This window comes from Mesorhizobium sp. P160219 (assembly GCF_057786095.1).
In genome coordinates this window covers 1416829-1431108 of the sequence record NZ_JBYNWG010000001.1, presented here as the reverse complement: position 1 = coordinate 1431108, position 14280 = coordinate 1416829, and the positions used below count along the sequence as shown (strand labels likewise).

Sequence of the window (14280 nt, the reverse complement as noted above, 5' to 3'; positions counted from 1 at the left end):
GGGTACCGGTTTTTGGAAAAGATCATGCTCCAACAAAGGGTTAGATCATGATGAGATTTCAACCAAATCTCATCATGATCTAGCGCGCCAGCGCCCGGGAGCGGGCGGGGATGGTCATCGCCGCAACGCCGGCGACGACGCAGCCCATCCCCCAAAACGCCGTCGGCCCGAGGCTTTCACCGAGGAACAGGATGCCGATGCCGACGCCGATCGGCACGCGCAGATAGGCCTGCGACGTGGTGCCGACCGAACCAAGCGTGTGGATGAGGCGGAAAAAGATGCAGAAGGCCAGCGCCGTGGAGAACACCGACAGTGCCAACAAGGCCAGTATCGACGCCATTGAAGGCGACAGCGTCCACGGGCGGTCGAAGGCCAGGCTCAAGGGGACGAGGATGACTGCGCCGCACAGCATCGAGCCGGCGGCCGGCAGCATCGGGTCGAGTCCCCTAAAGCCGCGGCCAAAGATGGCGGCGCCGGCATAGCAGACCGTGGCGGCAATGACGGCAAGCTGCGCCCACAATTGATGGCCGAGCCCGCCAAGCGCCTGGGTGCCGACGATCAGGCAAATACCGGCGATGCCGGCACCGACGCCGAACAGCTTGCGTGCGGTCACGGATTCGTGGCGGGTGATCAGCGCGGTCAGCAGAAAGGTGAAGATCGGCGAGGTCGCGTTGAGAATGGTGGCCAGGCCGGCATCGATGGAACGCTCGGCGGCGGCGATCAGCGTGAACGGCACGACGCTGTTGAGGCAGGCCTGGACCATGAACCGCCACAAGGTCGCGCTGTCCTTGGGCATGGCGAGGCCGCGCCAGCGGATCAGCGCGAGCAGGATGGCGCCGGCGATCAAGGTGCGGGCAGCGATGAAGGATATCGGCGGGATCGTCTCGACACCGATCTTGATGAAGGTATAGGACGCGCCCCACAGGGCGGCCAGCACGCCAAGCAGCGCCAGTTCGGTGGTCATGTCGGTCTTTGCTTGCATGCGGGTGCTTCCAGCGCTTGATTTGAGGCCAAGCTTGTAGGCGACCCGGCGGTCAGATGCTTCGGCCACGGTCGAACTGTGATGGAGCCTCGTCCCAGGCGCGCGCGCCGGCTTGGGCCGGCAAAGGATGGAAATCGGTTGCCATTTTTCGGGGTGATGCTGTAGACCCGCCCGGGCGCGGCAGAAAGCCGGCAGGTTCCGAGGCGGAGACATTGATGCCGGATTTTGACGTGCTTTGCATCGGCAATGCCATTGTCGACATCATCGCCCAGTGCGACGACGCTTTTCTCGAGACCAACGGCATCATCAAGGGTGCGATGAACCTCATCGACACCAAGCGCGCCGAGCTGCTCTACAGCCGCATGGGGCCGGCGATCGAGGCCTCGGGCGGCAGCGCCGGCAATACGGCGGCGGGCGTCGCCAGCTTCGGCGGGCGCGCTGCCTTCTTCGGCAAGGTGTCGAACGATCCGCTCGGCGAAATCTACGCCCATGACATCCATGCCCAGGGCGTCGCCTTCGACACCCGGCCGCTCGAAGGCCAGCCGCCGACGGCGCGCTCGATGATCTTCGTCACCCCCGACGGCGAGCGTTCGATGAACACCTATCTCGGCGCCTGTGTCGAACTCGGGCCGGAAGACGTCGAGGCCGACAAGGCATCCGGCGCCAAGGTGACCTATTTCGAGGGCTATCTGTGGGATCCGCCGCGCGCCAAGGAGGCGATCCGCCAGACGGCGAAGCTCGCACACGAGGCCGGACGCGAAGTGTCGATGACGTTGTCTGATTCGTTCTGCGTCGACCGCTACCGCGACGAGTTCCTCGAGCTGATGCGCTCGGGCACCGTCGACATCGTCTTTGCCAACAGCCACGAGATCAAGTCGCTCTACCAGACAAAATCCTTCGACGAGGCGCTGGCGGCTATCCGCAAGGACTGCAAGATTGCCGCCGTCACCCGCTCCGAAAAAGGCTCGGTGATCGTGCGTGGCGAGGAGACCGTCACCATCCAGGCGACGACGATCCGCGAACTGGTCGACACCACCGGCGCCGGCGACCTCTACGCCGCCGGTTTTCTTTACGGCTACACGAGCGGGCGCAGCCTGCAGGATTGCGGCGATCTCGGCTCGCTGGCAGCCGGGCTGGTGATCCAGCAGCTCGGGCCGCGGCCGCGGCAGAACCTGCGCAGCGCGGCCCAACTGGCGGGGTTGCTGTAGGGCCGTCTTTCGGCGCGCAGCGCCGAGCCAGATGAGGGGTGCCCGCCGGTTCAGGCTGTCCGGCGCTCCGCTCAGGCGGTGCGGCGAAGGTCGTCGGACGTAGGCCCGGGTTCCAAAGCCCCGGCGGTGACCAGCCGGTTGCGGCCGCTCTTTTTGCCGATGTACATCAGTCGGTCGGCGAGCGTTATCAGCGCCTCCGAATCGGACGCTTCCGCCGGGTAGATGGCGACGCCAACGGTGCAACCAACATGGATGGCACCATTCGGCGTCGGCACCTTGATCCGCAGCTTTTCCAGGATACGTTCGGCGACGCCCACGGCCTTCTGTCGGGCCCGGCTAGCCTCTCCTGAAAACAGGAATGCGAACTCGTCTCCACCGAGCCGCGCCACGAAATCAGCGCTGCGCAGGATGGTGCGAAGCTGACCCGCCACCTCCTGCAGCAGCGCGTCGCCGGCCTCATGGCCGAGCGTGTCGTTGACCTTCTTGAACCTATCGAGGTCGATGAACAGCAGGCCGGCCGCCTGGCCAGTGCTGTCGCAGCGGTCGATCACCGACCTCAGCTCATTGTGAAAGGCGCGCCGGTTGGGCAGGCCGGTCAATGCATCGTGGTTGGCCGAGTGGTCGCTGTGCTGCTTGGCCAGCTCGATTTCGCGCTTTTGTACGGAGAGTTCCTCATTGGCGGCCTTGAGTTCGAGCAGCAGCTCGGCGTTGAGATCCTCGACGACCTTGCGGTCGCTGATGTCGACGACGAAACCTTCCAGGAATTCCAGTTCGCCGGCCTCGTCCCAGACGCCGCCGCCGATCTCGCGGACCCAGAGCGGCTCGCCGACCTGCGGCACGATGCGGTAGTCGACGTTCCAGTTGCAGCGCGCCTCGAGCGCGGTATCGACGGCGGCATAAACGGCAGCGAGATCATCCGGGTGGATGGCCGAGACATAGTCGCGCACGGCATTTTGAATGAAGTCGCTCGGCCGATAACCGCTGACGGTGAAAATGCCGTCGCTGATGTAGAGCATGGTGTAGGACGCATCGTTGCGGCAACGGTAGAGATAACCGTCCATGCGGCCGGTGATGCTGAGCAGCGCATCCAGGCGCTCGTCGTGATAGACCCCCTGGCCGACCACAGATGCAGAAACCCCGTCATGCTTCATGGCCGCACCCCCGTTTTTTGGCGGTCTGAGCGCGCCGTAGATGCCGTAGCGGCAAGTCGGCGAGAGGGGTTCTATATCAGCTGAATGTTATCAATATGTTATGGGGGTCCGACGCCGTGTTGGGCGCCGCCTGTTCGGAGGCCGGAGCGTTGGCTTTTCGTCCATTGCGCGGACAGCTCGTCACGCCCGCAGTATACGCTATGTTGGACCTGTTTAGCACTGAGTGAGACATAGAGATCGACCACCGTCAGCTAGGGTTTTTCGACGAGGGTCAAGCCGCTTTGGCTGGTTGCTGCGGAGATATCCGATTATAAGCAGACGATCCGGATGAGTTGAAGGCCCCGGTGAACATCAGACGTTGGTGCGTTACTTTCTTAACTTGTCACGGGAGATCGCTTCAACGCCATGTCAACTTCACTACGAATGTATGTGGAAAAACCTAAAATCTCCAAATCCTGACGAGCAAGCCAAGCCTTCGCCTCCTTTATGTCCAGCGTCTTTATCGGGCAAATACTAGTCAGGTTTTTTGCCGCCAACCGGGACAACCCTAGGGCAATAAAGCTAATCATTGTCTTATCTGAGGCGCCAATTTCAAGATAAAGCGAGATAGATGGCATGCTTTTACACAATTCGCCATATCCACTAATCTTGAGTGCTTCACTTAGGAGAGCGTTGTAGCACCCAAAGGCACGCACATAGTTAAAGCGAAGCTCCTGCTCGACGAGATCGAGCGTGTTGCGTATCGTGGTATCGATCTTCTCAGCTGGATAAAAGCTCGCGCGACCGTCGACTAACTCCGAAATCGATATACCCTGCATCCATTTGAGGAGCATCAATGCAAAAAACCTATTCTGTTTAATGCTCCCTGCCCTTCGCAGAAGTGCGCCATGGCATAGCGCCAACGCGGCGACGTACGAATCAAACGCCTTCGTCTCTCTCGGATGTTTCAACAATAATTCTCGCGCGGCCAGTTCGCCTCCTCCCTCGATTAATCTAACAAAGCTGTTGTACAGCCGCTGTTGTCGATGGGCGGATATTGTGGGCGAAGCAGAAATTACGTCCGCTGAAAGAGGCACAATCTGGTCTGCTATGGCGAGAGATTTCTCAAGCTGTTCCCTTAGCGAGGCATCACGACCAACATTAGCACGATCCAGAGTTACTGCGATACGTCCACGCTTGTAGTCAGCAAGAAGCTTGACAAAAATTGTCTCTAATCCTGCATCCGAGGTTCCCGGCATCAGAAACTGATTGTCTTGAATAACGGCATCCAAATCGTTGGTACGTGCATGAATGACATGCTCAATTGCCGGCACAATTTTCGCTGATTTCGGCCCTGAAAGCGGCTGGTGCGTCCATTTCTCGTAATCAATTAGGTAGATATTACCCTGAAACTCGCGACGTAATCTACCAGCTCTCCCAGCCAAGTTCCAAAAATCAACTGATTCCAGCGGAACTCCCTTCATCCGCTGCGGTAGGCACATAAAGAGGTTCCTCGCCGGGAGATTGACGCCAGACAACAACGTACTCGTGCATACGATATACCTCAGAGCGCCACTTATAAATGCCTTCTCTATAGCGTTTCGTAGTATAGTTGGTATATTTCCATAGTGGAAGGCAACACCATTTTCGACAGTAAGGGCCAAGATATACTTTGGGTGAACCGCCTCTTTGGCTAGTTCGGCCAGCGCATCCAAGTCTCTTGACTGGCTGTCCGATGTGCTTTCGGAACGCAGATCGGATATCTGAAAGGCTATCTTCTCAGCGTCAGCCTGGCCATTCGCATAGACGATGGACTGCCTATCTGCACCGAATTTGTGTGCGATATGAACCAAGCACTCCACACGAGAGGAAAGTTGCTGACCAATTTCAGCGCCGCCAACCTCAGTACATATTGATGAAATTCTGGGAAACGGTGACCTGTTCGGTGGCCTGAACAGAAACGTCCTTCCGGCCGGTCATTCCAGAAAAAACGTTAAGATTTGAAACCGTGGGGCTCGCAAAAAGAAGTTGCACGTTTGGACCACGAATAAGAATCTCGTCGATCGCAGACTGCAATATTATTCCTCTGTCCCCGTCTTTTATTGAATGAGCCTCATCAACCACCAGAAAATCGACGCACTTGTTCGGATGATTTAGCAAGAGCAATTGAAGACGCTCTTGGGTGAGCACATACACAGCCTTTTCGGGGAGCGGCTCCCCTTCCTCCAGCGGAACCGTAACAACTTCAACATCAGACAGACCTGCTGCTGCTAATGCATCAGAAAGGTCTCCATGCACCTGTGTTATCAGAGCTCTCGTGGGAACGATGTAACACGCAGAAAATAGGGGTTGTTTTGTCAGGCTCTGGGCAATGAAGGCTTGAAGTATAAAAGATTTCCCAGTGGAGGTGGGCGCAGAGATCGCGATCGACTCTCCGGAGGATAGAGCGCGCCAAAGCGTCACCTGAAAATCTGTTAACGCCACCGCTGCTCCGGCGATTTCCACCTCATTTGCTGCCCGCCTAACGAGTTCCTCCTCTGCAATTGCCCAAGAGGCTTTGGACAAAGCTGAATTGATTTCCATGTTCGGTCGAAAGGCTTGGGAAATTGCCAAGGCGAGTTAGGACAGCCCTCACAGACGCTTCGAGGCCGTCGATCTCACCCCGAAATAGATCGTAGATGTAGGTTGCGATTCTATAAGCAGCCAATCTCTGAGCGGCCATCTCAGAGCAAGCCAAAATTGCTGCTGCCTCAATGTACCGACAGGCATCGGCCTTGCTTATCGCAACAGACGGTGCCTGCTCCAGATGAAGCGTCTTCACAAGCCAGTTCTGCTCCAACGCACTGAGAGCCTGCGCTAGCACAGGGTTGTTCCAGACCTTATCTATCAGCGCGCCAATCACGATTTCCAACCGATACGGTTTTGGAATTCAATCCTTAGATCCTCAACGGAGGGCACGGGCATAAAGAACACTTCCATTCGGTGATGTGAAATGCCCGACGCCTCCAGATTCGAGGCAAGACTCGTAGCGGCGGACTTCAAAGCCTCTTCCAACAATTCGGCAAATCGCACTTCCAATGTCGCCGAGTCACAGTTTTTTAATTTCGTGAAGCCGTCGAAATCGAACCCGATTAAGCACGCTGAGGCGTCTGTCTTCTTCTGATAAAGCTGGCTCAGTGGATCAAGAAATTCAACAACTTTAACTTGTCCTTCAGGAGACAATCCCGAGAAGCTGATGTGACGTCTAACGAGGTTTATGTCCTCTTTCAGCTTGTCGTATTTCAGTGTACTGGAGATTGACGTGACCGCGCTGCTCATAGCTCCCGATATGGTGGCATGAAATTTGGCCTCGCCCCAAAAGAAGATTAAGCCATCAGTGGCGGGGTCGTATTTTACATGTATTCCGTCTGAGCCGTGAACTGGCATTTGCCCACTGGCTTTAAGCGACATTTTTGCCAGAATTTGGGGTGCTTCGAGTATCCATTCTATCAACAGATATAAAATTAGCTCGCCGCACTCACCATTGCGGTTCGTGGACTTTTGCGCCTTCATAAATAGGTCGGCGGCATCGTCTCTTAGTTTGTTATAAGCAATCATTGTTTGCTGAGGAGAGAGTGTCGCTGCGCTTTTGTGAACCTGCTCGATCTCCGAGCGGCTCATAGCAAAATTGCAGATGTAACCTCTAATGGTATCGAGCAGTTCTCCCGTACACGGCTTTCCGTTCCTGAAAGGAAGATAGTGGGCCCGTATCTGAACATTCTTGTCGGCACATTGGATTGTATGTTCTAGGGTTTATTATAAGGGCCTTTAAATGACTGAAATCGCTGGACATTGACGCGATCATTTGATCGAGTCCAACCTTCTCTTCTCCTTCTAACTGCTTATCCAACGAGTTTACCGATGACAATAATTGCTGAGACTCACCCTTGTGAAGCTTGAACTGCCCCAGTCACAAACGCAAGCTGAGCATTACGAAAGAACAACGCGCTTAGCTGAGCGACCTCGGATTTCATTAATATCTAGAACCGCTGGACGACGACACCATTAATTTTGATGAGATGACTCGGAATTTACGCAAGTGATATATTCTGCTGCCGTTATTTCTAATTACACAGAAGCACGTCGTGCCATACTCAGCGTCAGTGACTTCAAAATGGTGAATTCCGTTGCCAACCTTCTCTGCGTAGTCTGGGTGCCGCATGAGAAGCGATTCCAGCTCTATTGCATCTACGTCAGAAACTACGCTGTTTGCAGGATATCTCAATAGCATCGCGCGAAAAGTGACTAATTGCATCTTGTCGCTTTGGAAACTGGCGGCCCCTCAATATGACTGGCTTACTCCTAGCCATTCAACTGCCTTTCAACGAAACATAAGACTAAAAGCTACGCCGACTATTTCCCCATGTCGAGCTTCCAACATCTTTTCGCCCACTCAAGCCCCCGCGCTATACGCTGCAATCGCAGCCATGTTGACGATGTCCGAATCCTTGGCGTTGAGCGAGACGATCTGGACCGGTTTGTTCAAGCCGACCAGCAGCGGGCCGATGACGGTGGAGCCGCCGAGTTCCTGCAGCATCTTGGTCGAGATAGAGGCCGAGTGGAACGCCGGCATGATCAGCACATTGGCAGGGCCGGTCAGCCGGATGAACGGATATTGCGCCATGGCGCGGGCGTTGAGCGCCACGTCGGCGGCCATCTCGCCGTCATATTCGAAATCGACGCGGCGCTTGTCGAGGATGCGCACCGCTTCCTGCACGCGCTCGGAACGTTCGCCCTGCGGGTGGCCGAAGGTCGAATAGGCAAGCATGGCGAGCCTCGGCTCGTAGCCCATGCGGCGGGCAAATCCCGCCGCCTCTTCGGCGATGTCGGCGATCTGCTCGGCATTGGGCATGTCGTGCACGGCGGTATCGGCGACGAGGACTGTTTTGCCCCGCGCGAGCACGATGGAGACGCCGATGACGCGGTGTCCGGGCTTGGCGTCGATGACGCGGCGGATATCGTCAAGCGCCGTGGAATAGTTGCGGGTGACGCCGGTGACGATGCCGTCGGCATCGCCCAGCGCCACCATGCAGGCAGCGAAATGGTTGCGGTCGTTGTTGATCAGCCGCTGGCAGTCGCGGAACAGGAAGCCTTTGCGCTGCATGCGCTCGTAGAGATAATCGGTGTAGATGCCGTTGCGGCGCGAAAGCCTGGCATTGATGATCTCGATGCCTTGCTTGTTCAGGTCGATGCCGGCGTGCCTGGCGTTTTCCTTGATTACATCGTCGCGGCCGAGCAGGATCGCGGTGCCGAGCTTCTGGTTCACATAGGAGACGGCGGCGCGCATCACCTGTTCTTCCTCGCCCTCGGCAAAGACGATGCGCTTGGGCTGGCGGCGGACGCGATCGTAGATGCGCTGCAAGGTCGAAGCGATCGGGTCGCGGCGGGCCGACAGCTCCTGCGCGTAGCGGTCGAGGTCGAGGATAGGCTTGCGGGCGACGCCCGACTCCATCGCCGCCTTGGCCACCGCGAGCGGGATGGCCGAGATCAGGCGCGGATCGAACGGCACCGGGATGATGTAGTTCGGGCCGAATTTCGGCCGGTTGCCCTGATAGGCGGCGGCGACATCGTCGGGCACGTCCTTGCGCGCCAGGTCGGCCAGCGCTCTCGCTGCGGCGATCTTCATGTCGTCATTGATGGTGGTGGCCCTGACATCCAGCGCACCGCGGAAGATGTAGGGAAAGCCCAGCACATTGTTGACCTGGTTGGGGTAGTCGGAACGCCCGGTGGCCATGATGGCGTCGGTGCGGATTTCGGCCACTTCCTCCGGCGTGATCTCCGGGTCGGGATTGGCCATGGCGAAGATGATCGGGTTCTTGGCCATCGATTGCACCATCCTGGTGGTCAATGCGCCCTTGGCCGACAGGCCGAGGAAGACGTCGGCGCCATCCAGCGCCTCGGCCAGGCTGCGCGTGGCGGTCTTGACCGCATGCGCCGACTTCCACTGGTTCATGCCTTCGGTGCGGCCCTGGTAGACGACACCCTTGGTGTCGCACAAGATGATGTTTTCCGGGGCGAAACCCATCGCCTTCATCAGTTCGATGCAGGCAATGCCGGCGGCGCCGGCGCCGTTGCAGACCATTTTCGTGGTCTTCATGTCGCGGCCGGTGATCTCCAGCGCGTTGATCAGCCCGGCGGCCGAGATGATGGCGGTGCCGTGCTGGTCGTCATGGAAGACCGGGATGTCCATCAGTTCGCGCAGCCGCTGCTCGATGATGAAGCATTCCGGCGCCTTGATGTCTTCCAGGTTGATGCCGCCGAAGGACGGGCCGAGAAAGCGCACGCAATTGATGAATTCGTCGGCATCCTCGGTGTCGACCTCGAGATCGATGGAATCGACATCGGCGAAGCGCTTGAACAGCACCGCCTTGCCTTCCATCACCGGCTTGGAGGCCAACGCGCCGAGATTGCCGAGGCCGAGAATGGCGGTGCCGTTGGAGATGACGGCGACCATGTTGCCGCGCGTCGTGTAGTCGAAAGCGCGGCTGGGGTCTTCGGCAATGGCCAGCACAGGAACCGCGACACCCGGCGAATAGGCGAGGCTCAGATCGCGCTGCGTCGCCATCGGCTTGGTGGCGACGATCTCCAGCTTGCCGGGGCGGCCCATGGCGTGGAATTCCAGCGCCTCCTCGGCGCTGACGGAGGGGCCGCTATTTTCGGTTTTCTTGGCCATGATGCTTTTGATTTCCTCGCCGGTGTCGCCCCCTTGAGACGGGTGCGTGTTTTTGAAACTTCCGAATTAAGGCTACACGCCACCGCTGTAAACCGCCAAGCGATCTTCACGCCCGCAGCGAAATCCCCCAAGGTCGAACGGCGTCACGTCGGCTCTGGCTCGCTGACGAAGGCAGCGATTTCGCGCACCGTTCCCCGACGCATCATGCCGTCTGTGCCGGGGAAAGGCCACGTCTCGATGGGTGGCGCACGGCTTCCCTTGCGCCGCAGCAATGCAGTCAGGAACGCCATGAGTTCGATGCGCTGGGCGTGAACCTTCTCCAGCGTGCGGCGGCGGATGTGCTGACGCGGTATGGCACGATCTCGCAGCGTCTCGACGGCGCGGCGAATGGCAGCCGGTTCCGGATCGGCGACGATGCAATAATCCGGATCGAAATAGACGTCGCGACCGCCAAGGCTCGGCGTACTGACGATCGGCAGGCCGGCCATCAGATATTCCATCGAGGAGTACATCGCTCCTTCCACGGCCGACAGGCACAGCCCGACGGCGGCCTGGTTGTAGACGTGGTTGACCTGTTGCGCCGTCAGCTTGCCCGGCCAGCCGTCGACGAGCGGATTGGCGATCTGGTGGAGCGGCGAACGCGCCTGCAGTCGCCGAACAAAGGCGCGGGCGGCAACCGGCGGCAATTCGCCGATCGAATAGGTGATGTGGGCCAGCCGCTCTATGTCGAAGGCCAGGTGATGGCGTTTGATCGGCGAGATGCGGCCATTGTAGACCGCGTCGAATTCGACCGGCACGTCCGGCAGTGGCCGGAATATATCCTCCGACACCATCAGATTGTGGTTGGAGAAGATGGCATTGCCGCCCGCAGCTGCGATGAGACGGCGCTCTTCCTCGGTGTTGCACAGGAAGATGATTTCGTGCAGCGGAAACCGGCCGGCATACCAGGCGAGATCGCGGCCCATCCGGGCGATGACAGCCGGCCGCTCCATGGTCCAGGTCTGCATCGTCAGGAAGGTGACGCGGCGCGCCGCCAGGCGCCGGCCGAGCGCTGCCAGCGGATAGAGCGGCCGCGACCCGCCAATCGGGACATAGAGCACCAGCGGGTCGCGGCTGAGCACATGCAGCGACATGTCGATGCCGCCATCGACATCGGACAGCGGCCCGCGTGTCGGCAGGAGGAAGGGGACGCGCTTGCGCAGTGTCCCCCTGAGCTTGCCTTTGGTGCGGTGGACGCGCCGCGCCGCCAACAGCAGCAGGCGCTCAAGCGCCGATCCAGCCGGACCGACCAGCTCTTCGAACGCCTCCTGTTTGTCCTGATCCATGCCGCTTATCCCCGCCATGGCGATCATAGGGTCTGGTTGGCGCCCGAAGCAACCAACGGCTTCACCCGGCGTAGAGGGAGCACAAGCCGCCGTCGAGGCCGGTCGTCCCCTGCTTTTCGGGCCGCCGGCATTAAACCCCGCACCCACATCTGCTAGCGTGCGGGCATGAACATGCACACTTCAGCAGAAACCGACGCCCCCGAGGTGACACCGCCTGCGCCCGTCGGCAGCGTCACGCCGATGATGGAGCAATATATCGAGATCAAGGCGGCGAACCCGGATTCTCTGCTGTTCTACCGCATGGGCGATTTTTACGAGCTGTTCTTCGACGACGCCGAAAAGGCGAGCAAGGCGCTGGGCATCGTCCTGACCAAGCGCGGCAAGCACCAGGGTAACGACATTCCGATGTGCGGCGTGCCGGTGCATGCGGCCGACGACTATCTGCAAAAGCTGATCGGCCAAGGTTTTCGCGTTGCCGTCTGCGAGCAGATCGAGGACCCGGCGGAAGCCAGGAAGCGCGGCGGCAAATCGGTCGTACGCCGTGACGTGGTGCGCCTGGTGACGCCAGGCACCATCACCGAGGATAAATTGCTGGCGCCGTCGGAATCGAGCTTCCTGATGGCGCTAGGGCGGGTGAAGGGCGGCAACAGCGGTGACGCCTTCGCCCTGGCCTGGATCGAGATCTCGACCGGCGTCTTCCGCGTCGCCGAAACCACGACCGACCGCCTGCTGGCCGATGTCTTCCGCGTCGACCCGCGCGAGCTGATCGTCGCCGAGCCGGTGTTTTACGATCCCGAGTTGAAGCCGGTGTTCGACGTCATTGGCCGCGTTGCCAGCCCGCAGCCGCCGTCGCTTTTCGATTCGGCTTCGGCAGCGGGGCGGATCGCGCGTTTCTTCGAAGTGGCGACGCCGGACAGTTTCGGCGCCTTCTCGCGCGCCGAATTGTCGGCGATCTCGGGCGCCATCGCCTATGTCGAAAAGACGCAGAAGGCCGAGCGGCCGCCTTTGTCGCGTCCCGAACGCGAGGAGCAGGGCTCGACGCTGTTCATCGATCCTGCGACACGCGGCAATCTGGAACTGTTGCGCACGCTGTCGGGCAGCCGCGACGGCTCGCTGTTCAAGGCTATAGACCGCACGGTCACCGGCGGCGGCGCCAGGCTGCTCGCCGACCGGCTGATGGCGCCGCTGACTGACCCGGCGGCGATCGGCGCCAGGCTCGATTCTGTGTCGTTCTTCCGTGCGGAGACGCAGCTTTGCCAGGCGGTGCGGTCAGGCCTGAAGAGCGTCGCCGACATGCCGCGGGCGCTGTCGCGGCTGGCGCTCAACCGCGGCGGCCCGCGCGATCTCGGCGCGCTGCGTGCCGGCTTCGAAGCGGCGGCCACCATTGCCGAACTGTTCGGAACGGCCGTCCTGCCCGCGGAGCTGACAGCGGCACTTGCCGCGATAAAGGCGCTGCCGCGCGCGCTGGCCGGGCATCTGACCCAGGCTCTTGGCGAGGAACTGCCGCTGCTGAGGCGCGACGGCGGCTTCGTGCGCGGCGGCTACCATGCCGAGCTCGACGAGATGCGGGCGCTGCGCGATGAGTCTCGCAAGGTGATCGCCGGGCTGGAGCGCTCGCTGATCGAGGAGACTGGCATCCGCTCGCTGAAGATCCGCCACAACAATGTGCTGGGCTATTACATCGAGGTGACCGCCAACCATCATTCGATCATGACCGGCAGCGATGGCGCCAAGGCACGCTTCATCCACCGCCAGACCATGGCCAATGCCATGCGTTTCACCACGACGGAACTTGCCGAACTCGAGACCAAAATCGCCAATGCCGCTGACCGGGCGCTGAGCATCGAGCTTGCCGCTTTCGATACGCTGACGGCTGAGGCGGTCGGCGAGGCGCAGAAGATCCGCGCCGGCGCCGATGCGCTCGCCGTACTCGACGTGTCGGCGGCGCTCGCGCTGTTGTCGGAGAGCGAAGCCTGGTGCCGGCCGCTGGTCGATTCCAGCCTCGCCTTCGACATCTCGGGCGGACGCCATCCGGTGGTCGAACAGGCGCTTCGCCGTTCGGGCGAAGGGCCGTTCGTCGCCAATGATTGCGATCTGTCGCCGCAAGACGGTGCCAAGGCCGGCGCCATCTGGCTGCTCACCGGTCCGAATATGGGCGGTAAGTCGACCTTCCTGCGGCAAAACGCACTGATCGCCATCCTTGCCCAGACCGGCTCCTTCGTGCCGGCGACATCGGCCCATATCGGCGTCGTCGACAGGCTGTTCTCGCGCGTCGGCGCCTCGGACGATCTGGCGCGTGGCCGCTCCACCTTTATGGTCGAGATGGTAGAGACGGCCGCGATCCTCAACCAGGCCGGTGAGCGGGCGCTGGTGATCCTCGACGAAATCGGCCGCGGCACCGCCACCTTCGATGGCCTGTCGATCGCCTGGGCGGCGGTCGAGTATCTGCACGAGAAGAACCGCTGCCGGGCGATCTTCGCCACTCATTTCCACGAAATGACGGCACTCTCCGGCAAGCTGCCGCGACTGCACAATGTCACGATGCGGGTCAAGGAGTGGGAAGGCGACGTCGTCTTCCTGCACGAGGTCGGCAAGGGTGCCGCCGATCGCTCCTATGGCGTTCAGGTCGCTCGCCTTGCCGGTCTGCCGGAAGCGGTGGTCGGCCGCGCCAAAGAGGTGCTGCATCAGCTCGAGGAAGGCGATGTCTCCGGCAAGGCCAACCGACTGGTCGACGATCTGCCGCTGTTTTCGGTGGCAATGAAGCGGGAAGCGGCAAAGCCTGCGGAGAGCGACGCATTGGGCGCAGCGCTGGGTGAGATCAATCCAGACGAGATGACGCCGCGCGAGGCGCTGGAAGCGCTCTACCGGCTGAAGGGGCTGGCGGGGAAAACCTAGCCCGATTTCGGCCTTGACCAATTGTACC

10 protein-coding genes are annotated in these 14280 nt (G+C 60.1%); 2 read left to right on the top strand and 8 right to left on the bottom strand.

Features of this window, described 5'->3' with window-relative positions:
• Positions 1 to 79: 79 nt before the first annotated feature.
• Entirely contained in the window at positions 80 to 982 is a 903-nt protein-coding gene (locus AC3EMP_RS07055) for a DMT family transporter (RefSeq protein ID WP_352597290.1), read from the bottom strand.
• Positions 983 to 1197: 215 nt separating this feature from the next.
• Here AC3EMP_RS07055 and AC3EMP_RS07050 point away from each other — a divergent pair, with 215 nt between their 5' ends.
• Complete coding sequence (locus tag AC3EMP_RS07050; protein WP_352597291.1) at positions 1198 to 2190, top strand: adenosine kinase; 993 nt, start codon at positions 1198 to 1200, stop codon at positions 2188 to 2190.
• 71 nt (positions 2191 to 2261) lie between these two features.
• On the opposite strand, the gene AC3EMP_RS07045 is transcribed toward AC3EMP_RS07050, so the two are convergent.
• From AC3EMP_RS07045 to AC3EMP_RS07015, 7 genes are all read right to left on the bottom strand, one after another.
• Entirely contained in the window at positions 2262 to 3341 is a 1080-nt protein-coding gene (locus AC3EMP_RS07045; RefSeq protein ID WP_023703543.1) for a GGDEF domain-containing protein, read from the bottom strand.
• A gap of 374 nt (positions 3342 to 3715) precedes the next feature.
• Positions 3716 to 5173 (bottom strand): hypothetical protein, encoded by a 1458-nt coding sequence (locus tag AC3EMP_RS07040; RefSeq protein WP_352710306.1) that lies wholly within the window; start codon positions 5171 to 5173, stop codon positions 3716 to 3718.
• A gap of 49 nt (positions 5174 to 5222) precedes the next feature.
• Positions 5223 to 5903 (bottom strand): DEAD/DEAH box helicase, encoded by a 681-nt coding sequence (locus tag AC3EMP_RS07035; protein ID WP_352710304.1) that lies wholly within the window; start codon positions 5901 to 5903, stop codon positions 5223 to 5225.
• Between the two features lie 315 nt (positions 5904 to 6218).
• Positions 6219 to 7097 carry a HamA C-terminal domain-containing protein gene (locus AC3EMP_RS07030; protein WP_352597327.1) on the bottom strand — a complete coding sequence of 293 codons (879 nt, stop codon included), beginning with the start codon at positions 7095 to 7097 and terminating at the stop codon, positions 6219 to 6221.
• A 235-nt stretch (positions 7098 to 7332) separates the two neighbouring features.
• Entirely contained in the window at positions 7333 to 7590 is a 258-nt protein-coding gene (locus AC3EMP_RS07025; RefSeq protein WP_352710441.1) for a DUF3223 domain-containing protein, read from the bottom strand.
• Positions 7591 to 7752: 162 nt separating this feature from the next.
• Positions 7753 to 10032 (bottom strand): NADP-dependent malic enzyme, encoded by a 2280-nt coding sequence (locus AC3EMP_RS07020; protein ID WP_023672870.1) that lies wholly within the window; start codon positions 10030 to 10032, stop codon positions 7753 to 7755.
• Between the two features lie 143 nt (positions 10033 to 10175).
• Positions 10176 to 11357, bottom strand: a complete 1182-nt coding sequence (locus AC3EMP_RS07015) for a glycosyltransferase family protein (RefSeq protein ID WP_032934763.1) — start codon at positions 11355 to 11357, stop codon at positions 10176 to 10178.
• A gap of 165 nt (positions 11358 to 11522) precedes the next feature.
• Between AC3EMP_RS07015 and mutS the strand changes: the two genes are divergently transcribed.
• The gene (mutS, locus tag AC3EMP_RS07010) at positions 11523 to 14252 is read left to right on the top strand and encodes a DNA mismatch repair protein MutS (RefSeq protein WP_023752996.1); all 2730 of its coding nucleotides are present in this window, start codon (positions 11523 to 11525) and stop codon (positions 14250 to 14252) included.
• Positions 14253 to 14280: the final 28 nt, after the last annotated feature.

Coding starts and splice junctions, on each gene's coding strand:
- AC3EMP_RS07055 (WP_352597290.1), bottom strand. CDS start 982: ATGCAAGCAAAGACCGACATGACCACCGAACTGGCGCTGCTTGGCGTG.
- AC3EMP_RS07050 (WP_352597291.1), top strand. CDS start 1,198: ATGCCGGATTTTGACGTGCTTTGCATCGGCAATGCCATTGTCGACATC.
- AC3EMP_RS07045 (WP_023703543.1), bottom strand. CDS start 3,341: ATGAAGCATGACGGGGTTTCTGCATCTGTGGTCGGCCAGGGGGTCTAT.
- AC3EMP_RS07035 (WP_352710304.1), bottom strand. CDS start 5,903: ATGGAAATCAATTCAGCTTTGTCCAAAGCCTCTTGGGCAATTGCAGAG.
- AC3EMP_RS07025 (WP_352710441.1), bottom strand. CDS start 7,590: ATGCTATTGAGATATCCTGCAAACAGCGTAGTTTCTGACGTAGATGCA.
- AC3EMP_RS07020 (WP_023672870.1), bottom strand. CDS start 10,032: ATGGCCAAGAAAACCGAAAATAGCGGCCCCTCCGTCAGCGCCGAGGAG.
- AC3EMP_RS07015 (WP_032934763.1), bottom strand. CDS start 11,357: ATGGATCAGGACAAACAGGAGGCGTTCGAAGAGCTGGTCGGTCCGGCT.
- mutS (WP_023752996.1), top strand. CDS start 11,523: ATGAACATGCACACTTCAGCAGAAACCGACGCCCCCGAGGTGACACCG.